17 protein-coding genes and 2 pseudogenes are annotated in these 20269 nt (G+C 66.6%); 9 read left to right on the top strand and 10 right to left on the bottom strand.

The genetic code is table 11. The features are described 5' to 3' along the window. Window positions 1-173 precede the first annotated feature (173 nt). A protein-coding gene (locus tag C6361_RS27510; protein WP_234359034.1) for an IS5 family transposase occupies window positions 174-1066 on the top strand; the annotation gives its coding sequence in 2 pieces (ribosomal slippage) (window positions 174-849 and window positions 849-1066; 894 coding nt in all). Window positions 1067-1352: 286 nt separating this feature from the next. Here C6361_RS27510 and C6361_RS27505 read toward each other — a convergent pair. Further along, window positions 1353-1742 (bottom strand): hypothetical protein, encoded by a 390-nt coding sequence (locus C6361_RS27505; protein WP_107269473.1) that lies wholly within the window; start codon window positions 1740-1742, stop codon window positions 1353-1355. Then, window positions 1739-2353: a hypothetical protein gene (locus C6361_RS27500; RefSeq protein ID WP_107269472.1), complete on the bottom strand. Its 615-nt coding sequence runs from the start codon at window positions 2351-2353 to the stop codon at window positions 1739-1741. Before C6361_RS27500 ends, C6361_RS27505 begins: the two co-directional genes overlap by 4 nt. Before the next feature lie 116 nt (window positions 2354-2469). On the opposite strand from C6361_RS27500, the gene istB reads away from it, so the two are divergent. Next, entirely contained in the window at window positions 2470-2967 is a 498-nt protein-coding gene (gene istB / locus C6361_RS27495; RefSeq protein WP_304598553.1) for an IS21-like element helper ATPase IstB, read from the top strand. Window positions 2968-2984: 17 nt separating this feature from the next. Here istB and C6361_RS27490 read toward each other — a convergent pair whose 3' ends face one another. Further along, a complete protein-coding gene (locus tag C6361_RS27490) occupies window positions 2985-3542 on the bottom strand; it encodes a GNAT family N-acetyltransferase (protein WP_107261885.1) in 558 nt (185 codons plus the stop codon). A gap of 141 nt (window positions 3543-3683) precedes the next feature. Here C6361_RS27490 and C6361_RS38370 point away from each other — a divergent pair. Then, a pseudogene (locus tag C6361_RS38370) lies at window positions 3684-4372 on the top strand (IS630 family transposase); the annotation flags it as partial. 66 nt (window positions 4373-4438) lie between these two features. On the opposite strand, the gene C6361_RS38365 reads toward C6361_RS38370, so the two are convergent. The 3 genes and pseudogenes from C6361_RS38365 to C6361_RS39285 form a co-directional block, all read right to left on the bottom strand. After that, window positions 4439-4774, bottom strand: a complete 336-nt coding sequence (locus C6361_RS38365) for a hypothetical protein (protein WP_107269471.1) — start codon at window positions 4772-4774, stop codon at window positions 4439-4441. 100 nt (window positions 4775-4874) lie between these two features. Further along, the gene (locus C6361_RS27475; RefSeq protein WP_107269470.1) at window positions 4875-6227 is read right to left on the bottom strand and encodes a hypothetical protein; all 1353 of its coding nucleotides are present in this window, start codon (window positions 6225-6227) and stop codon (window positions 4875-4877) included. Window positions 6228-6303: 76 nt separating this feature from the next. Further along, window positions 6304-6570 (bottom strand): annotated as a pseudogene (locus tag C6361_RS39285) (helix-turn-helix domain-containing protein); the annotation flags it as partial. A 974-nt stretch (window positions 6571-7544) separates the two neighbouring features. On the opposite strand from C6361_RS39285, the gene C6361_RS27465 reads away from it, so the two are divergent. The 3 genes from C6361_RS27465 (at window position 7545) to C6361_RS27450 (ending at window position 11130) form a co-directional block, all read left to right on the top strand. Then, complete coding sequence (locus C6361_RS27465) at window positions 7545-8501, top strand: DUF3500 domain-containing protein (RefSeq protein ID WP_107269469.1); 957 nt, start codon at window positions 7545-7547, stop codon at window positions 8499-8501. A 380-nt stretch (window positions 8502-8881) separates the two neighbouring features. Then, window positions 8882-9685 carry a maleylpyruvate isomerase family mycothiol-dependent enzyme gene (locus C6361_RS27455; protein ID WP_107269467.1) on the top strand — a complete coding sequence of 268 codons (804 nt, stop codon included), beginning with the start codon at window positions 8882-8884 and terminating at the stop codon, window positions 9683-9685. A 524-nt stretch (window positions 9686-10209) separates the two neighbouring features. Then, complete coding sequence (locus C6361_RS27450; protein WP_234359032.1) at window positions 10210-11130, top strand: LysR family transcriptional regulator; 921 nt, start codon at window positions 10210-10212, stop codon at window positions 11128-11130. Window positions 11131-11406: 276 nt separating this feature from the next. Here C6361_RS27450 and C6361_RS38850 read toward each other — a convergent pair whose 3' ends face one another. Further along, entirely contained in the window at window positions 11407-11532 is a 126-nt protein-coding gene (locus C6361_RS38850; RefSeq protein ID WP_255416170.1) for a hypothetical protein, read from the bottom strand. A gap of 278 nt (window positions 11533-11810) precedes the next feature. Here C6361_RS38850 and C6361_RS27445 point away from each other — a divergent pair, with 278 nt between their 5' ends. Together C6361_RS27445 and C6361_RS27440 are read left to right on the top strand one after the other, a co-directional pair. Continuing rightward, window positions 11811-13400: an FAD-dependent monooxygenase gene (locus C6361_RS27445; RefSeq protein WP_107269465.1), complete on the top strand. Its 1590-nt coding sequence runs from the start codon at window positions 11811-11813 to the stop codon at window positions 13398-13400. A 378-nt stretch (window positions 13401-13778) separates the two neighbouring features. Then, window positions 13779-15584 (top strand): CocE/NonD family hydrolase, encoded by a 1806-nt coding sequence (locus C6361_RS27440; RefSeq protein ID WP_199853099.1) that lies wholly within the window; start codon window positions 13779-13781, stop codon window positions 15582-15584. An 813-nt stretch (window positions 15585-16397) separates the two neighbouring features. Here C6361_RS27440 and C6361_RS27430 read toward each other — a convergent pair. Further along, window positions 16398-17543: an NAD(P)/FAD-dependent oxidoreductase gene (locus tag C6361_RS27430; protein ID WP_107269463.1), complete on the bottom strand. Its 1146-nt coding sequence runs from the start codon at window positions 17541-17543 to the stop codon at window positions 16398-16400. Window positions 17544-17775: 232 nt separating this feature from the next. Between C6361_RS27430 and C6361_RS27425 the strand changes: the two genes are divergently transcribed. After that, the gene (locus C6361_RS27425) at window positions 17776-18408 is read left to right on the top strand and encodes a TetR/AcrR family transcriptional regulator (RefSeq protein ID WP_107269462.1); all 633 of its coding nucleotides are present in this window, start codon (window positions 17776-17778) and stop codon (window positions 18406-18408) included. A 188-nt stretch (window positions 18409-18596) separates the two neighbouring features. Here C6361_RS27425 and C6361_RS27420 read toward each other — a convergent pair whose 3' ends face one another. Beyond that, a complete protein-coding gene (locus C6361_RS27420) occupies window positions 18597-19214 on the bottom strand; it encodes a GNAT family N-acetyltransferase (RefSeq protein WP_107269461.1) in 618 nt (205 codons plus the stop codon). Between the two features lie 661 nt (window positions 19215-19875). Further along, window positions 19876-20079, bottom strand: a complete 204-nt coding sequence (locus C6361_RS27415) for a cold-shock protein (protein ID WP_107269460.1) — start codon at window positions 20077-20079, stop codon at window positions 19876-19878. Between the last annotated feature and the right edge of the window lie 190 nt (window positions 20080-20269).

The raw sequence follows: 20269 nt of genomic DNA, 5'->3' as shown, positions 1-20269 counted from the left end.
GCACAACTCGACACGCTCACTGCCGTTGCAGTACTAGGGCGCGTTTCAGAAGTGGTCGTGACTCATATGGCTGGTGTCGGGAAGCCTGATCAGGTGGTGTGTCGCTGATCGTTAGACGGCGAGGTCTCCGGTAGACCGTTCAACGACCAAGAAGAACGAAAACCGGAGACCTCGTGGCCACCATACCGGCGGCGAGGCGGCACGACCTGACCGACGCCCAGTGGGCGGTGCTGCAGCCGCTGCTGCCCAGGGGCAAGAAGCCGGGCCGTCCGCCGAAGTGGGACAAACGCCAGCTCATCGACGGGATCCGCTGGCGGGTGCGGGTCGGCTGCCCGTGGCGGGACGTGCCCGACCTGTACGGACCCTGGCAGACCGTGTACGGGCTGTTCCGGCGCTGGCAGCGCGGCGGGATCTGGCAGCAGATTCTCACCGGCCTGCAAGCCCACGCCGACGCGGCCGGGCTGATCGATTGGGACGTCAGTGTCGATTCCACGATCACCCGCGCTCATCAGCACGCCGCCGGTGCTCGGGCCCGGTCGCAGGAGCAGAATGAGCCGCCGGGTGGTGTCGAGCACGAGCCCGCCGACCATGCTCTCGGTCGTTCCCGTGGCGGGTTGACCACCAAGCTGCATCTGGGGTGTGAGCAGGGCCAGAAACCTCTCGCGGTGGTGGTGACCGGTGGGCAGCGTGGTGACAGTCCGCAGTTCGCCCGGATCCTTGCTCGTATCCGGGTGCCACGGCCCGGTGGCGGACGTCCGCGTACCCGCCCGGACCGAGTCCTGGCCGATAAGGCGTACAGCTCGGCAGCCAACCGGGAGCACCTGCGAAAACGCGGGATCAAGGCGACGATCCGGTCAAGGTCGACCAGGCCGTGAACCGGCGCAAGAAGGGGTCCAAGGGCGGACGCCCGCCGACGTTTGACCCCGAGATCTACAAGCAGCGCCACGCCGTCGAGTGCGGCATCAACCGGCTCAAGCGCCACCGCAGCCTGGCCACCCGTTACGACAAACTCGCCGTGCGCTACCAGGCAACCATCCACGTCGCCGCCATCAACGAATGGCTCTAACCGCTTATGAAACGGACCCTAGCCGACCGATCGCAGCGGGTGTAGCTGTCGACAGCAACCTGCCAGGACGAGAACAGCCGACCGTGGCCGGGCGCGGACAGTCTCCCGAGGTCGCAAACGTGGACGGACCCCGCCGAACGACGCGCCCAGAACTTGTAAGCGAGGCGCCAAAGGGCACTCCTTCTGCGCCGGTGTCTAGTCCCAGTTGATGCTTGACGGATCCGTCCCATCTGATCCTTGACAGGTGATCTAGACCTTCGGGCCGACCTTGCGGGGTCGGTGCGGTTCACGGTTGTTGCCTGCCGAGCAGGCGGTCTGTGTGGTCGGTGGTGATGAGCATGACGGGTCCCGCTCCCGTGGGTGGGAACCAGGTGTCGGGGTCGATGAGGGCGGCGTCGATCTCGTTGTCCGTCATGTATGGGGCGTTGGCCACGTCGTGATGGCGGGCCGTGTGGATGAGCGCGATGAGGTCACGGCGGACCATGTCCTTGACGATGGCGGCGAAGCGTGGGACGAGCGGGCGGATGGCGTCCTCGTCGCTGCTGATCATCCAGACTAGGCCGCCGTGCTCAGCGTGGCCGAGGTAGTCACCGATCACGTTGTTGAGCCACGCCTCTTCGACCGCGTTCTGCAAGATCACGCGTTCCTCGGGGCCCAGGTCGTCCCAGATGGTCATGGGTTGATCTTCCCTGTGTGCTGCCGTCTCGATGGTCCCTGGCTGTCTTCGCGATCACCGTGACGGATGCGAGGTCGGTGGGCTTTGATCTGGGTGACGGCTTGGCTGGTGGTGCGGCGGATGATGCGGGTGCCGTCGTCGCAATGGACGGCCAGCTCGGTGGCGGTCACGTCGATCGTGATGGTCTTGCGGGCGTGGATCCGGCCGAGCGCAACCTTCTGACCGGCGACCATGACGCCGCCGCTGTTCGAGGCGCGGCGTTGGACCCGGACCGGTCTGGTGGATGGTTGTGGTGGTGGTCCGGCGGGTCGGGCACTACGCAGCCGGGCGACCTGGGCGGGGATGAGCGGGTTCGGTCGGGTGCGGAGCAGTTCGCGGGTCTCCAGGTCGAAGAACGACAGCGTATGCGTGTCGACACGGACACCGACCCGCCGCCCGGCCAGGATCTCGGCGGCCAGGACCAGGTGCTGGCCGAGGGAGACGCATCCGCTGTTACCCACGGTCCGGTCGACCTCGACCGGACCGGCCGGCTGTCCGGCCGCTGCTGGGGGTAGCGGTGGCGGACCGGCGGGACGGCCACCATCACGGGCCAAGACCACCAGGTCCGCCACCGACAGGTGAGATCGGCACGACTTCAACCGTGCTCCGGCGATCATGAGGTGGATGACGTCGGTGTCGGCCCAGAACGTGACCGTGACCCCGGACCGGGTGGGGCCGAGCCAGGGACCTGGCCACCCTCGCGTTCGTGCAGGCCAAAGCCAACCTCGCCCTCCTCGGCCCGCCCGGCGTCGGCAAGACCCACATCGCCGTCGCCCTGGCCGTCGCCGCCTGCCGAGCCGGGTTCACCGTCTACTTCACCAGCCTCGACGACATGGTCCGCCACCTCACCGCCGCCGACACCATCGGACGCCTCGCCCGCAAACTGCACACCTACCTACGACCCAACGTCCTCGTGATCGACGAGGTCGGCTACCAACCCCTCGAACGCGCCCAAGCCAACCTCGTCTTCCAGGTCATCTCCAAGCGCTATGAAAAAAAGGGCTCGACCCTGCTCACCTCAAACAAGATCTTCGGCGAATGGGGCCAAGTCTTCGGCGACGAAGTCCTCGCCACCGCCATCCTCGACCGCCTCCTGCACCACTGCGACGTCGTCGCCATCAACGGACCCAGCTACCGACTCAAGAACCGCCTCACCGCCATCGACGGCCAAGCCAACGTCGCCTGAACCCAGCCAGGATCCCCTCATGCTTGTCTAGGACGAGTGTCCCGGATCTTGGAGAAGACCACCGCGTCAGCGCGACGGCCCGCGAAAGCCAGGAAGCTGCGCAGCACACCCTCCTGCTCGAAGCCGGCAGCGGTGAGAACCCGCCGTGACGCCTCGTTTTCCGGCTCCACCCACGCCTCCACCCGCGCGATGCCCGCGACGTCGATCGCCCACGAAGACGCCAGCCTCGCCGCACGCGTGGCGATCCCTCGCCCCCGCGCCGATGGGATAAGCCAGTAACCAAGACCAGCCACACCCGGCTGCGGCCGCAGCATGAGCACGGCCGAACCGATCGCCTGACCAGTCACCGCATCAGCAATCGCAAGCGAGACACCCTCACCGCTGTCGGCTCGACTCCACTGCCGACGGATAAACGCTTGTCCTGCATCGACCGAGAACACTCCCGGAACCGTCGTGGCCTCGACAATTCGGGGATCATGGGCCGCGGCTCGAACACAGTCCAGATCATCTTCCCGCCAGGAACGAAGACAAACCGTCCCATCAGTAAGATCAACAGCAGGATAGGCCAACGACACCGGACCAAGCTACGCCACAGGCCACCTCGGGCAGTCCCCGCCGACGCTGTCACCCCCAGCCGTTGACCTCACCGGACGGACTGGCCGCGTTCATCCGTACCTACCTGGGTACACCAACTCGTACGCCGACACGAACAGCAGTTCACCCGCCGGAGCCTGCGGAAGCTCGCCCACTACCTAGCCCACAACCACGGCGCCCGCCGGGTGACGATCAGCCGGGAACGGCTACGGGAGTTTGTCCACAAACACGGGATCACCTTCCAGCGCACCAAGACGTGGAAGGAGACCAACGACCCCCACGCGCAGGCGAAACTCGCCAGGATCGAGGAGGTCACCATCGCCTTCCCGGACCGGGTCTTCGCCTTCGACGAGTTCGGGCCACTAACCATCCGACCACACCCCGGCGCGTCATGGACCGCGAAAGGGCACCCCGACCGGCTGCCCGCGAACTACCACAAACTCCACGGGGTCCGGCAACTCCACGCCTGCTACAGCGTCGGCGATGACACCCTCTGGGGCACTGTCCGGACCCGGAAGTCGGCGGCCAACACCCTCGCCGCGCTCAAGTCGATCCGCGCCGCCCGCCCGGACGGGGCACCAATCTACGTCATCCTGGACAACCTCTCCGCGCACAAGGGCCACCGGATCAAGACCTGGGCGGCCACCAACCGGGTCGAGCTGTGCTTCACCCCGACGTATCCCTCCTGGGCGAACCCGATCGAGGCGCACTTCGACCGCTACGCACCTTCGTCGTGGCCGGGTCGAACCATCCCAACCACACCACCGCGACCCGGGCCATCCACGCCTACTTCCGGTGGCGCAACGCCAACACCGATCGGGCCAAACCATCACACGAGCAGCTTGACCCAACCCGGCCAACGTTCGTGGTCACAGCACTAGAAGGTGATGCCGCCTTCGATGTTGCGTGCCTGCACGACCTTGCCCGACACGTTCCCGGTGATCTGATTGACCACGCCACTGCGGCTAGCGCTGACCTGCTGCCATGTGTGCCGCAACTCTACCCCGAACATGGGGTCTTCGGTCTCTGCGGCAGCGAGATGTGCGGCGAGTACCGCTACTTGAGGCGACCCTGGCGATGCGCCGCTAACCGCTTCGAGTGCCGCCTCGGCGTCTTCGCGGCCGGCGAACCGTCGTTTCACCAGGTCGTAGAGTGAGGTCGCCGACTGCGCGGCAAGCGCGGCAGCGACGGAGACCAAGATCGGCTCAAGCACTGGCACCACCCCTCTTCCGAGACACAGCCTACAAGCCCCAATGGTCTTCAGAAGCAGCCATCTGGTCGGTCGCGTGCAAGGCTCGGTTCGGGTATCGGGTCTACTGCTGACGGCGGCGTTTTCGCCAGGTGCCAAGCCACTTGCGGTGGACGTGGAGGTGCAGATCGTCGATGTGCCCAGCCTGGACCACGACGCCGTGTACCGTCCCGGAGATGTCGTTGTGGGTGGTGACGCTCGCACCATCGGACGGGGGGTCGACCGGTGACACCGCGTGAATGCGCTGCGTGGGATATCCCCGGTGGAGTCTGATGTACTCGGCGACTTCCAGTTGTGTTGTCTTGCAGGCGCCCTGTTCGGCCTTGGCCGCCGCCTCGCACGCGGTCGCCAACCCCGGCCTGCTGTCCAGCAACAGTTCCAATTCGGCCAGCTCGACCTGCGCTCGGGTGTATTCCGCCTCCCAGTTGGTCTTGACTGCCGGGCCTTCCGTTAGATAGCGAAAGTCTGGAGGCGGATGCGCAGCCACCGTGACAGCGCGCTTGACCTTGTGGGCCTTCTTGTCCAAGCCGAGAAGATCGGCCTTTCGCGGGTGCGTGTGGACGGCGTGCACCATCTCGGACAGGTAGGCGAACACGGCCTTGTGGTCAGCGTTCGAGTCGACCAGCTCGTCGAGACCGGTGGACCACGTCCAGTTCAGATCTGGATCGACGTGCGCGACCATACCCAGGTGTTTCCGCAGCCCTTCGAACTGCGCATCCACCTTTGCCACGGTGAGCAGCCTGCGCATGTTCCTCGGAGGGTCGTCGTCGAGACCGTAACCAGTTTCGAGGCTCGCGACCAGAGCGGTGAGCCGGGCTCGCGCTAACAGCCGGTGGTCGTCCCCCGACTCGTAACCGGGATGCGACGCGATCCTCTTGCACAGCCCGTAGATGCTCGTCTGCTGCCGGATCTGGATCAACACGTCCCGTTCTTCCCGCAAGCACAGCACGAGCACCGCGGGGAGCCGGCTTTCGCGGATGCCGAAGTACTCGGCGCAGCGGGTCACGGCCTCGGTCCATGCGGCCTGCTGCACCTCCGCCGGATAGGGCGGAACCGCGACCGGGACGCCGCGCGGATAACCATCGCTGCCGGGAACCACCACCCGGGTGTGGGGAAAGTTGAGAGCATCATCGAGTCTCAGCCTCGACCAGTATCTGGTGACGCCGTTCTCGGTCCCGTAGAACCTGCCGTGCTTGTCCGCCTCGCTCAGCACGAACCGGGCGTCCGGGCAAAGCACGGCAATCCGGTGCCCGGTCACGTCATGAATGCTGGTCCAGTCCCGTACCAGTTCCTCATGAAGCGTCCTCGCCTCCGCAGTGCGAGCGAGAATGACCATGAGTCCCAGATAGCCGTCACGGCGCGCCGCGTCCACAAGGTATGGCAGCGCCTCCGGAGCAGTCACCGGCACCTTCCACATGCCCGCATGATAGACGGAAGTCGCAGGAGCTGACGCCAGACCGAACAGCGAAAATGGCAGGCAGCGATCAAACAAGAGAACTGGTCCTATCCTCGCCTCCCGCCCATCGAGGGTCCAGCGCGCGTAGTCCGATCTCGTTGAACAGGTGGATCACGTCGCGGACGGTGTCCTCATGCGCGGCGACCAGCCGAGCGATCGACGTGACAGGCGTCCCGGGCGCCGACGCCATGATGATCATTGTCCGTCGGACCCGGACCGAGTCGTGCTTGCCTCGTCGCACGAGCTGTTGCAGCCTGCGGCCCTCATCCTGCGTCAACCGCCGCGCCCGTACCGGCGCGGCCAATCCACCCACCTCACCCTCAACGGCCTACATCACCGCCGTCGAGAGTGAGCCCTCACCACCTCATCCGAACGCACGCCGCCCGGCGTGTTACCGACCCGGCAAACGTTCATGGACAACGCACTAGCGCGTACCACTCGACGTCCGGAATCCGCACGACGAGGTGCTCGTTAGACCATGCACCTCACCACCCCAGGGCGCTAACCTGCGCCAGCGTTCGTCCGCTGGTGTACACCGACCAAGGTGCCCCCGTTTACCCCCCGAAAACCCCTTCCCAGAGCCGACTACCAGTGACAAGCGGCGATCAACGTAGGACCGCGTTTGTGCACGTCAATGCCAAAATGTGGTCAGCGATGACAAGCTCGACAGGGTGACGGTTGGTAACCGTGTGTCGCAGGTTCGAATCCTGCCGGGGGCACGAACGCGCGGATGAACGCTCTACCCTGCACATCCGCTGAGCTGCGCAAACCCCGGCACCGGACGTTCGCGACGCTGTTTTGGGGTTCGACCCTCGACTCGCCTTTCGTCACGCATGCCCTAACTGTCGTAATTCGGTGGCCGTCGAGGCGGCGTCAACGGACGCTGCCCTGACCTACAGCGCGCCTTCCCGGCAACCCTGCACGGCGACGCGTCTTCGAAACGCCATGCCTTGATCCACACCCGGGTCGCGCCATGAGCCGATGTCAACACGAACCGACGGGCGTAGATCAACTGGTGCGTGAGCGTGTCCGCTGGATCTGATTCGCATCCAACATGATCGAATAGACCAGCGATAGAAGAGTACCCAGCCTTCGGTGGAGGGGAGCAGTGGACGGCAGCCCTCGCGAAGCCGTCCATCCATCGATCGCGCGGGCCAGGCTCAACATCGCCAGGATAAGATCGTGATCGAGGGACGGGAATGACAAGCAGCGCGGATAGTCCCGCATCAGCCGGCTGCGAGGCAGGGCTCGGCAGCCACGGAGCCCGGGAGGGACTGCATGACCACCGCGGCCGATGACGCCCGCCGATGTGCGCTTGCCCTCCTCTCGAGCCTGGACGAGCACCAACGCCGCCTTGTCCGCGGCGACCTCGCCGACTCCGATTTTCGGCAGTGGACCTATCTGCCGGGGGACCGTCCTGGCCTGTCGATGGAACACCTCACCGACGCCCAGCACGCCCTCGCGGTCGAGCTGCTTCGGTCAGCCCACTCTTCCGAGGGCGGCGATCTCGCCGTCGGCGCCGTCGAGGTCGAGCGGGTCAGGCGGGAACTCGCCACCGGCTCACCGCCGGATGGGGACCGGTACTGGATGCGAGTGCTCGGCAACCCGAGCGACGAACTGCCGTGGGGCTGGCGGATCAACGGCCACCACCTGGCCGTGCACGTCGTCGTGGCACCCGGCGGCACGACGATCACGCCCCACTTCGTCGGTTCAGAACCGGCCGTCGTACCCTCCGGGCCGCACGCCGGCCGCCGGATCCTCGGCCCTGAGGAGGACCTGGCGCGGGAGCTCGCCACCGGGCTCGACCCCCACCAGCGCGCGGTCGGCATCAGTGCCGACGTTGCTCCGGACGACATCCTCACCCGGGCCGATCCGGTGGCCGATCCCAGTCTGCTGCCCGAGGGCATCGGCCGCGACCTGCTGCGGCCGGCGCAGCAGCGGTTGCTCGACCAGTTGGTCCAGCGCTACCTCAACCGCGCGCCGGCATCGTATGCCCAGGCGTGCTGGCGCCAGGCCGAGGCGGCTGGCCTGGACCAGATCCGGTTCGCGTGGGCCGGCCCGACCGCACTCGGCGAAGGCCACTACTACTGCATACGCGCACCCGAGTTCCTCATCGAGTACGACAACACCCAAGACGACGCCAATCACGCCCACTCCGTATGGCGACATCTGCGCCACGACTGGGGCGCCGACCTACTCAGGGATCACTACGCACGGCGCCACCAAGCTATGTGACCCACACTCCAAGAGAAATCGCTTCCCTCAGAGCAATGATCGGAACCTATGGATGGCCCTCGGAGGGGTGACGTGAAGCCGCCTTTGCCATCATCAGGCTCCGGCAGGGGTCATCAAGGACCCGGCTCACGGGCCGCCGGTGTAGCGATGGCGTTGAAGCTGATCGAGTCCGCCCAGGTCCACTGGCCAAGTGTCAACGAGTCACATCTGGGCTTACTTGTCCGCGCAGATGTGAGGTTCGAGCGCGACCACTTCTCGATCGACCGACATCAGGAGGTGATCAGGAAGTTGTCTGGCATACCGATCCACAGGTCACCGATGAGTTCGACCGGCACGCCCAGTCAGTTGCAGCACAACGTACCTACGGAAAGGACAATCCAATGACCGAGCTGAACGCGGAACGTGCCCGGCGAGCGGTCGTCGACCACACCCGACGTCTGGGGGAATCAGCCGCCGCGGCCGGATCTGGCGCCGCAGTGCCGACCACCCCGCGGTGGACCATCACCGACCTGGTCGAGCACGTGGGTCAGACCCAGCACTGGACTGCGGAGATCATCGAGCAGCGCATCACCGATCCCGCACAGATGCCCACCGAATATGCCGTACTGCCCGCCGACCCCCGCCAGTGGCAGGCGTGGCTGTCGGAGTCCGCGCAGCGGGTCGCGAGCGCGTGCTCCGATGACGCACTGGACGCGCCGGTGTTCAACGCGGCGGGGGACGAGCGGCCCGGGACGCGATTCTGGCTGTCCAATGTCCTCAACGAGACGGTCATCCACGGCTTCGACGCAGCCAACGCAGCGCACCGACCGGCCGACATCGACGCCGACATCGCAGCCGCGCTCATCAGCCACCACCTCGCCATGCTCACCTCCCCCACGTGGGAGATGCTGCGGTCCGAGTCCGCCCACGCCATCCGGGGCACCGGGCAAACCCTGCAATGGCTGGCCACCGACATCGCGGACGACGCGGGCGCCTGGTTCGTCGAACGGCGGTCTGACGGGGCGACGTGGCAGCCCGGAATTCAGCAGGCCGATGTGACGGTGGCCGGCCCGGCGCGATCGCTGCTGCTGATCCTGACCCGACGGCTCCCGCTGACCGACCGCCAAGCCACCAACATCAGCATCGACGGCGACACCGACCTCGCCCAGCACTGGCTCGACAACACCGCCCATATCGCCGACTGACCGGCACCGCGGCCCCCACCACGACGAAGGGAACGCTCGGCATGACACCGGCACGAAATGCCGTCATCGGGGAAAGCAACGCACGGCCCGGGGGCTTCGGCGTACATCTATGTGATTTTGAATTACCCCCGAACCCCCGGGTAACGGTCTGGGCGATCGAATTCTGAACCGGCCCGCCACGGTGCTGTCGGCTGCCGTCCCTGGTGCGCCTATCCAGTCTGACGCGGGTCGTGGTCTCGGCGCATGGCTCGGTCGTCGGCGGGCCACCGCCGAGCTGTTCGAGGATGCTGGAGTTGTCTGCGGCGAGGGACGGGCTTCACAATGTAGTGCCTGTTTTGTGACCTGCTCGGTGGTGTGACCGAACTGGGCCGCCACTAGGATCTCGTCGATGCGGGCACCGGTGGCCAGCATCAGGTCAATGATGTCAGCCAGGTCGCAGTGTGTCGGGGTCTGCGCCGGCCTGCCTCGGTGCGCTGCGACGCCGACCGCTAACCTCCGCTGCTAGGATAAATAACCTGGTTGTTATGGAAGTTGGGGTTCGGGTGGAGCTTCGCGACATCGAGATCTTTCTGACGCTCGCCGAGGAACTGCACTTCGGACGTACCGCGCAGCGACTGCATGTGTCGCAGGCACGGGTGAGTCAGGCGATCAAGGCACAGGAGCGCCGCATCGGGGCCGCGTTGTTCGATCGTACGAGCCGGGCGGTGAGGCTGACCGCGGTCGGCAAGCAGCTGCGCGACGATCTGCGGCCCGGCTATGACGCGATCCAGAGGGGTCTCGCGGCGGCGTCGGAGTCGGCGCGGGGTGTCAGCGGTACCGTCAGGTTGGGTGTGATGGGGGCGGTTGGTCACGAGATTCGCGATATCATAGATCTGTTCCGGAGCCGTCACCCCGGCTGTGAGGTGGCGCTGCGTGAGATCCATTTCAGTGATCCGTTCGCCGCCCTGCGGGCTGGGGAGCTAGACCTGGCCTTGCTGTGGCGGCCGGTACGGGAGCCGGATCTGGTCGAGGGGCCGGTGTTGTTGACCGAGGGGCGGGTGCTGGCCGTCTGGACCGGGCATGAGCTTGCCAACCGGACATCGGTGTCGATGGAGGACTTTGGCGGACTGGTGTTCGTCGATTTCGCCCCAAACCTTCCGGACTATTGGGTCGAGGCGATGGTGCCTGTGAAGACACCCAGCGGCCGGCCGATTCCGCGCGCCCCTCTCGTCACGACGTTTCACGAAATCCTGACCCAGGTGGCTGCCGGAAAGTGCCTCAGTCCGCTGAACGAGCACGTGTTGCGGTACTACTCACACCCGGGCGTGGTGTTCGTGCCCGTCCATGACGCGCCCGTCACCGAGTGGGTCCTGCTGTGGCGTAAGGACGGGGCCTCGCCACGGGTGCAGAGCTTCGTCGAGACGGCGGCGCAACTCGGTCCACGCGCTTTCGGTAAACCCAGATAGGCGTCTTCTGCGCTGTCACCATTGGCGTCGGTGTGGAGAGTGGCACCGGATGGTCGATGATTCGGGAACCGTGATCGCACCTTGTCGATGACGAATGCGCGTGGGGCCGCGACTGCGGATGCTCGTCCCATCGGTATGACGACCAGGTCGCGCTTCACCTGATGCACGACCGCAAGGAGTCCACCTCCGAGGCGTACGGTCCAGGTCGCAGCCCTGCCTACTGGGCCGGCTCGGCGCTGTCAGCCGGTCCGGCCCGCCCGCCCGCCGCAGAACACTTCAGGGGCCCCGGCAGTACCAACGAAGATCGACCCCGACCTTGAACCCGAAGCGCTCGGCGAACCACGCCGCGCTCGCGGCCGGGTCCTGCGTCGCGACCGGCAATCCGATCAGTGCGAACTGCATGTGCATCCCCCACGAGGATTGGATTCGGGCCCGCGCCCACGGCGTGCGGGCCCGTCTGACGCTTTCATGGTCCCCGCTGGTATGGACGTCGATCAACGACAAAGATCGCAAGCAGCGATAACCGCTCGGTTATGACCACCGGGTACTGATTCCGGCACCTCAATCTATTAGCGAGGGGTTATGCCACGTTACGGAGACTGTCGTTGATCTTCGGGTGTTCCGCGCGGAAGACTCGTCGCTGACCAGCCGGGCTGGAACGTGCGGAAGTGGAGTGACGAATGCGTGTTGTCGACGATGAGGTCGCGTTTGAAAGCGGCGAAGGACCGCGACGTGAGCCGCCAGCGGCGTACGCCGACGTGATCATTGTGGGCGCGGGCCCGACCGGCCTTATGCTGGCCAATGAACTGCGCCTGGCCGGAGTGCGGCCACTGCTGATGGAGCGGCAGCCGCAGCGCCGAGCCACCCCAAAGGCTGGTGGCATCGGCGGTCAGATCCTCGAGCTGCTGCTATACCGAGGCATACTGGAACGGTTCGAAGCAGCCTGCACCGGCCCTGTCCCGGCTCCCCGGTTCCCGTTCGGCGGTGTGCATCTGGATTTCACCCGGTTGGCGGATCCGCCGCTGCACGCCTTGCCGCTGCCGCAACCGGAGCTGGAGCGGCTGCTCGACGAACGCGCCGAGGAACTCGGTGTCGAGATCCGCCGCGGACACGAGGCGATCGGGGTGAGCCAGGACGATGCCGCGGTGACCGTGGACGTACGGGGTCCGGACGGGTCGTACCAGGTGGTCGCCCGCTACCTCGTGGGGTGCGACGGAGCGCGCAGCCGGGTCCGTCACTGGGCCGGTATCCCCTTCCCGGGAACGGTCTATCCAGAGGTCAATCGGCTGGCCCAGGTCACCTTGCCCGATGCGGTGACCGTCCTCGGGAACGGCGATCTCGAGGTCCCCGGTTCCGACACGGTCCGCGCGGGTTTCACCCGGACCGACCACGGGCTCCTCGGGGTCGGCTCGTCGCCCGAGTCCAGGGCAGTCTCGCTCTACACCGTCGAAGACGAGAGCACCGAATACGACGACGACCTACCGATGACTCTGCCCGAGTTCCAGGACAGCCTGCGCCGTGTGCTCGGCGTGCATCTGCCCGTGGGAGAAGCGATTCGGCTGTCGCGTTTCACCTTCAAGGCTCGGCAGGCGCAGCGATACCGTGCCGGGCGGATCCTGCTGGCCGGTGACGCGGCGCATTTGTTCCCCGCCACCGGTGTGGCACTCAACGCCGGCATGCTCGACGCGGTCAACCTGGCCTGGAAGATGGCCGCCGACATCCACGGTCGCGCGCCGGCCGGCCTGCTGGACACCTACCACGACGAACGCCACCTCGCCGGCACCCGCACCATGCTGCACACCCGAGCCCAGGTGGCACTCCGGCGCGGACACGACCCGGCCGCCGAAGCGCTCCGGGAAGTCTTCCAGGAACTGCTCGCCGACGAGCAGCCGTTGCGCCGGATGGGAACGCTTGTCGCCGGCACCGACATCCGTTACCCGATGCCCGGCTCCCACCACCCCTTGGCCGGCACCTTCACCCCCAACCTCACCCTGCACACCGAGCAGGGCATCACCAGCGTCGCGGAACTCATGCACACCGCACGGCCCATCCTCCTCGACCTCGCCGACCGCCCGGACCTCCGTCAGACCGCCCAGGACTGGCAAGATCGCGTCGACATCCACACCGCCAAAACCGATCAGCGACCAGCCGACGTCCTGCTGATCCGCCCGGACGCCCACATCGCCTGGGCCGCCACCATCGATGAAGCCACCGACACCGCCGCGCCCGCACTGCGAGAAGCACTCAGCGGCTGGTTCGGCACACCCTGAGACGACGACCAGACCACCTCGGCTTTCAACCATCCGCACATCTCAAGCAGTGTGTCGAGGCGGCCGATCCAGAGCGATTGCCGACAACGCTGGTTGATCCGGTCAGCGCGGCGCTCGTCGGTGATCGGCGTGTACGACGCGGGGCAAGGACGGGCACGTCACAGGCTGGGGCGGCTGAACCCTCCGCCGTGTCCTGACCCTCACCCCGATCTTCGCAAGCCCTGACCCGAGTTCCACACACCAGGCCGAGATCTGCGCCCGTACGTAACTTGACGGCATCGTCCGGCGCGCGGCTGCCTGATCCCCAACGCAGAAAGAAGGGTACACATGCCAACCTCGAAACGGCGAGCTGTCTGCGCTGCGGTCGCACTCGCGACCGTGATCGTCGTCGCCGGTGCTCCCGCCGCGTCCGCGACCGCGAGGCCGGCGATCGAAGTCTCCGGCGGGCTGACGCAGCCCGTCTACTCCTACCAGGACGCTATTCGCGAGCACGTCCGGGTGCAGTCACCGGTCGACAGTGACAACGACGGCAGCAAGGACCTGGTCCGGGTGGACATCATCCGACCGAAAGAGACGAGATTCGGGCTCAAGGTGCCCGTGATCATGCACGAGAGCCCGTATTACGACGCCCCGGGTGCCGGCTTCGAGCTGGACCACAAAACCTACGACGCGAACGGGGACCTGACGAAGTTTCCGCTGTTCTACGACAACTACTTCGTGCCGCGCGGCTACGCGTTCGTGTCCGTCGACATGATCGGCACCCGGTTGTCAGACGGCTGCCCGACCTCCGGCGGCCGGTCCGACGTGCTTGGCGGCAAGGCGGTCATCGACTGGCTGAACGGCCGGGCGACCGCTTTCGACGACAGTGGCAATCCGGTGAGAGCCACCTGGACCACCGGGCGTACCGGGATGATCGGCCACTCCGGTGAGGGAGCGCTCGCCATTGGGGTCGCCGGCACCGGGGTGCGAGGGCTGGCGACGATCGTGCCGCTCGCGGCGCCGAGCAACTGGTACGGGTTGTGGCGCGCGAACGGCACCCTCACGGATACCAAGGGCGGACAGGCGTGGCTGGCCACGATGGTCGACGAGGATCCGGACGAGAAATGCGCGGCGGTCCACCAACGCATGACCGCTGGCTCGGACGATGCCACCGGCAACTACAACGCCTACTGGCACGAACTCGACTACCGGACCGGGCCGGTGTCAAACGCCCGCAACGTGCGCGCCAGTGTCTTTCCGGTGGTGGGAATGCAGGACCGGAACGTGATGGCCGACCAGTTCTCCACGTGGTGGGCCGCGCTGCCTCGCGACGTGCGACGCAAGGTGTGGGTAACACAGTACGGGCACCTCGACCCGTTCTGGGCCCGCCGCGACGTGTGGGTCCACACTCTGCACAAGTGGTTCGACCACGAACTGATGGGCGTCCCGAACGACATCATGCGGCAGCCGCGCGCCGACGTACAACTCGGCCCGGACCGCTGGACCACCCAGGCCGACTGGCCGGCGCCGACGCGAACGGTGACCCTGCGACCGCAGCATGACGGCTCGCTGGACCGGACCCCATCGACCGGCACCGGCAGCTACCTCGACACCCTGCAGACCGAGGCCGCGATGGCCGACGACCCCGGCACCACCAACCCCAACCGGCTGGCGTACCTGACCTCACCGCTGCGGAGCGCGACACGGCTGTCCGGGACGCCGTCCGTGAGCCTGCGGGTCACGCTGGACAAGCCGACCGCCAACCTGGGTGTCATGCTCGTCGACTACGGCCAGGACACCCGCATCCACGGTGCGGACCCCATGGGGCAGGGCCTCAAGCTCATCGACGCCGAAGACTGCGTCGGCGCGAGCACGGCCGATGACGACAGTTGCTACGTCCGGGCCGCGGACAACACGGTGACATCCGGCTTCCAGGTGGTCGCCCGGGGATTCATGGACGCGCAGAACCACACGTCGCTCCGCCGCTCGACACCGCTGACGCCGGGCAGGTCGTACCAGATCACCTGGTCGATGCTGCCGCAGGACTACGAGTTCAAGGCAGGGCACCGGCTGGGCCTGGTGCTGACCGGAACGAACGACGACGTCACCGATGCCGAAACCGGTACGGGGACCAGGGTCACCGTCGACCTGGCCGGTACCTCGATCTCGCTGCCGCTGGTCACCGGTACGCCCAGCGGGAAATAGCACGACCGATCTATGCGTACGGTCGCGGCCAGTGTGGTCGCGACCGTACGCATGACGTCTCGGGCGTCCCGAGTTCACCAGGCCATCATCGACGCCGACTGCAGGCCTTGGTGATGCGGGGTTTGTGCCGTTGTTCTACGAGAAGGCCACCGCGTGGCCGTGCAGCCACCGACCAGCCCGGCCGGTAGCCGAACCTGCTACTGCTTGACCGTGCCGAACTCGCGCGGGCCGAGCTCGACCGTCACCTCGACGAAGTCGCGCCCGGGCTGGCGCAGCGCGTCCTTGCGCCACACCAGCACCTACTCGGTGACCGGATGCGTCGTGGATTGGCACGAAGACAACGTCCAGGGCACCAACCTGCGCCAGTATCCGCTCACTGACGGACCCGGGCAGGCGCCCCCGTTTACCCCCGAAAACCCGTCCCGAGGGTTGACTACCAGTGACAGGCGACGATCGGCACAGGATAACGTCTGTGCAGCTCAACGCCAAGATGCGACCACCGATGACAAGTCCGGGAGGGCGACGGTTGGTAACCGTGTGTCGCAGGTTCGAATCCTGCCGGGGGCACCAGCACAGGGCGCTGACCAGCAAGAAGATGGCCACAGCTTCGACGTCTACCTATGTAATCTTCACGCAAGGGATCGTGATGCCTGGACGGCGGGTGTTTCGGGTGCCGCAAAGGCGTGCGGGAAGCGGTGTCCGGAGAGTGGTTCTGACCGATGGAGACCTTCGGGAGCGAGAAGCGGCGGCGCGCGGTAACCAATGCCACCCTGCACGGCGGCTGGTCGGGACACTGGCTATCGTCCCCTGCGGCTACGGCACCCGTGAGATCTGCTTGTCGTCTGTGTCGAGGCCGAGCATGACGTAGGGCGTGCCCTCGCCGAACAGGAGCTTGTGGCCTTCGGTGCCTTCGGCGGCGGCCTCGGTGCTGCGGGCAAACATGGCCTGCTCGTAGGCGGTGATGGCGGCTTCGACGTCGTCGGGGTGGGCGGCGATGGCCTTGGCGAGTTCGGAGCCGTCGTACATGGCCAGGTTGGCGCCCTCGCCGTTCGGGGCTGTGAGGTGGGCGGCGTCGCCGAGCAGGGTCACCCCCGGCACCCGATCCCACCGGTGTCCGATCGGCAGGGCGTAGAGGGGGCGCAGGACCGGTGGAGTGTCGCTGTGGGTGATCAGCGCGGTGAGCTCGGGGGCCCACCCCTCGAACTCCTGCGCGATCCGCGCGGCGGCTGCGGCGGCATCGGTGAAGTCGATGGTGGCAAACCAGGACTGCGGCGCGGTGACGAACACGTAGTTGTGCAGGGTACCGCCCCTCTCGCGGTGCGCCAGAAGGCCCTTTCCCGGCGCAAGGGCGTACATCGCTCCCTGGCCGACCGCCTTCGCGGTGATTGGGTGCCGACGCTCGCTGTCGAACAGGTGGGTTTCGACGGCCGACATGCCGGTGTACTCGGGAGTGGCGTCGGACAACAGCGACCGGACCCGTGACCAGGCGCCGTCCGCGCCGACCAGCAAACTGGTGACAATTGTGCTGCCGTCATCGAAGGTCACCTCGTGGTGGTGGCCCTCGCCGAGGGCAGTTACGCCGCTGACCCGGTTGCCCCACTTGACGCTGCCGGCAGGGAGGGAGTCGAGCAGCATCCGGCGCAGGTCGCCGCGGAGGATCTCGGGGCGCCCACCCGTGCCGTCGTCGGGCTGGTCGACCAGGACGGTCCCGTCCGGGAGGAGGAACCGGCTCGCCTGACGGCCCTCTAGGACGAGGCTGCGGAACTCCTCGATCAGGCCGGCCTCCCGCAGAGCCAGTTGGCCGTTGTGGTCATGGATGTCGAGCAAGCCGCCCTGGGTGCGCGCGGTAGGGGAAGACTCCCCCTCGTAGACCGTTGCCGGGATGCCGTGAACGTGCAGGACGCGGGCCAGCATGAGGCCGCCGAGGCCGGCGCCGATGATCGTGACGGGAGTGGACATGGTGCTCCAGCAGGGTCGAGCGCGTGCCGACGTACGCCGGCACGGCAGTGGATGTGGTGGGCTGCGCGAGTGGCCCGCGTCGTCCTGGTTACCAGGGGTCCGGTTGTGGCATTTCGGCGACGCGCTCATACGGGTCGAGGCGCACCCCTTAGGCTCGACTACGGAATCTGACCCGGTCCCCTTACCGGGTAAGCTTACTCGGTAACGGTAACACTTCGAGGAGTCGTTGCACATGCCCAATCGAGGTGACCGCGGTGGGTCGAAGACCCGGGCGCACATCGCTGATGTCGCGACCGGGCTGTTCCTGGAACGCGGCTTCGACAACGTCACGCTCGTCGAGGTCGCCCGCGCGGCGGGGGTGTCGAAGATGACCGTTCTCACACACTTTGATCGTAAAGAGGATCTTCTGCTCGACCGTCTTCCCGACGTGGTCGAGATCGCGCGGACCACCGTCCGGGAGCGGGCGGACGACGTCGGCCCTGTGGAAGCGATCCGTCGGACTCTCCTCGCCCTCACCGAGGAACGGCACGGGGTGTCCGTCCTGGAGGAGGGGATCGAACCGTTCATGCGGGTCGTCATGGAGGCGCCGACGGTGATCGCGCGCCTTCGCGTGTTCGAGCACGAGATCGAGGCGGCGCTGGCCGAGGAACTCGAATCCGACAAGCGCTTCTCCGGGGACGGTGCGCTCGTCGCCGCGCTCGTGGTCGCCGCGTACCGCGTCGTCGCCGTCGCGACCGTCCGACGCCGGCTTGCCGGCGATGACCTCGCCGACATCGCGACGGCCCATCAACAACGATTGAACCAGGCGTTCGACGCGATCGAACACGGCATCTCGGCCGCACCCCGACCCATAGCTCAGGTGTGACGCCGTCGCCCACCCCGGAAGCGATGGACACGACACCACGACGCCGGGCTTCACGGCGAGGTGGCTTCCGCTCGGGCGCGATGGCTTTAATTCCCGGAGGTTTCCGTCGCTGGCGGCCTCCGACCGGGCGGTGCACGTGGGATTCGTGCAGGGGCTGCAACTCCACTCCGTGGCCACGCATCCCTGCCTCAGCGGGCGCCGCGAAGCTCCTCCCACATCGCCCGGGTCATCTCGTACTCGACCTCGCCGAGGTCGGCTCCGGGTGGCGGGGCATCCCAGGTGGGGAAGTACGTGCGGACGTAGCGCATACCGACGGCGTTCATTACGCCTCGGGACCCGACGTTCACGGTCATGGTCTGCGCGATCACCCGGTGCTGCCCGACGACGTCGAAGGCGTGCCGCAGCAGGGCGCGGGCTGCCTCGCTGGCCAGTCCTTTCCGCCAGTACCGGCGGACGAGGCGGTAGCCCAGATCGGCAACGGTCGGGTCGTCAGGTTGGTCGGGGCCGTGCGCCGGTGGAAGCATCATGAGTCCGACGAAATCGCCCTCGTCCTCGCCTGTCGGCGACGTGGAGTCACGCGCGCCGCCATCAGACCCGAACGCCATCCAATATCCCAGGCCGTCAACCTTGCGTGCCAGCGCCATTCTCTGCGCATGGGACGCGACCACCTCGTCCCGGGAACGCGCCCGGCCACCGAGGTAGCGGAGCACCTCCGGGTCGGAGTCGAGCTGGATCTCCAGCTCGAGATGCCGGTCGACAAGGGGGACCAGCAGCAGGCGGTCGGTGCGCAAGATCGGTTGAGGCACGCGGCGAGGATTCCATCGTGTGACCAACAACGCGAACCGATTTGTCGCAGGTCACGCGCGCCCGCCTGTCGCAACAAGTGCGTCTGACCGTCCGTGGCCCGTCACCCTGCCGACACGGCTGGTGCAACCAGAAGACACTGGTGGGAACGAGACCTCGCCTGTGGTTGCGGGTCGGCAATGATTGCGGTTACCGCCGGCTGGTTGGTTCTGAATTCACCCTACCTGCGCGGCCATCGTCACAGTCGTTCGATGTGGCGTCGCGTCGGCTGTGATGGTGAACGGGTGGCGCAATCGGCGCATCGCCACCTCACCGCAGTCGGAAACCCGGGGCACGGGCTTCTCTTCCGCTGCGGTGGACGGAGCAAGAAACTGTGCCGCGCCGTAGGCGACGGCAGGGGTCGGGCCTGGGAAACGCGGGACGACGGCAACCGGCTGCCGGTCGTCGCTGAATCCGGCGGAGACCGTCCTCGGAAGTGCGTTGGGTGTACGCGGTGACGTGATGATCACGGTTGTGTGATGCCTTCCTCGAACGGCACGTCGCAACGAAGGCAGGGGCCGCGGGCCACGGGACATCGCAAGAACGAACCTGGACAGGTGATTGAGCTGAAACGCCGAACGGTGGCCCGCTGAACCAGTCGGGCCGCCGCGGTCGGAGCGTGGATCAGAGCGAACGGATATCCGTCGCCTGCAGGCCCTTCGGCCCCTGGGCGATGTCGAACTCCACCCGCTGGTTCTCCTCAAGGCTGCGGAAGCCGCTCGCCGAGATCGCCGAGAAATGGGCGAAGACGTCGGCGCCGCCGTCGTCCTGGCTGATGAAGCCGAAACCCTTGTCGCCGTTGAACCACTTCACGGTACCTGTAGCCATGTCTGCTCCTTCGCAGGCTGTTGGAGACCGCACTGTGCGGACTCGCACGCCGCCGCGTTGATCACCCGCGTCGGAAACGACACGAAAACGAAAAGCGCCCGATGGGTTTGGATAACCCATCAGGCGCCGAAACGTCTACGGAAATCAAAACTGCAACCGGGCAACCATAGCACAGAATCTCTCCCTCGCC

The sequence above is a fragment of the Plantactinospora sp. BC1 genome (assembly GCF_003030345.1).
Lineage (GTDB): Bacteria > Actinomycetota > Actinomycetes > Mycobacteriales > Micromonosporaceae > Plantactinospora.
Note: the sequence above shows the minus strand (reverse complement) of the source record. Positions and strands in the feature narration are given on the sequence as shown.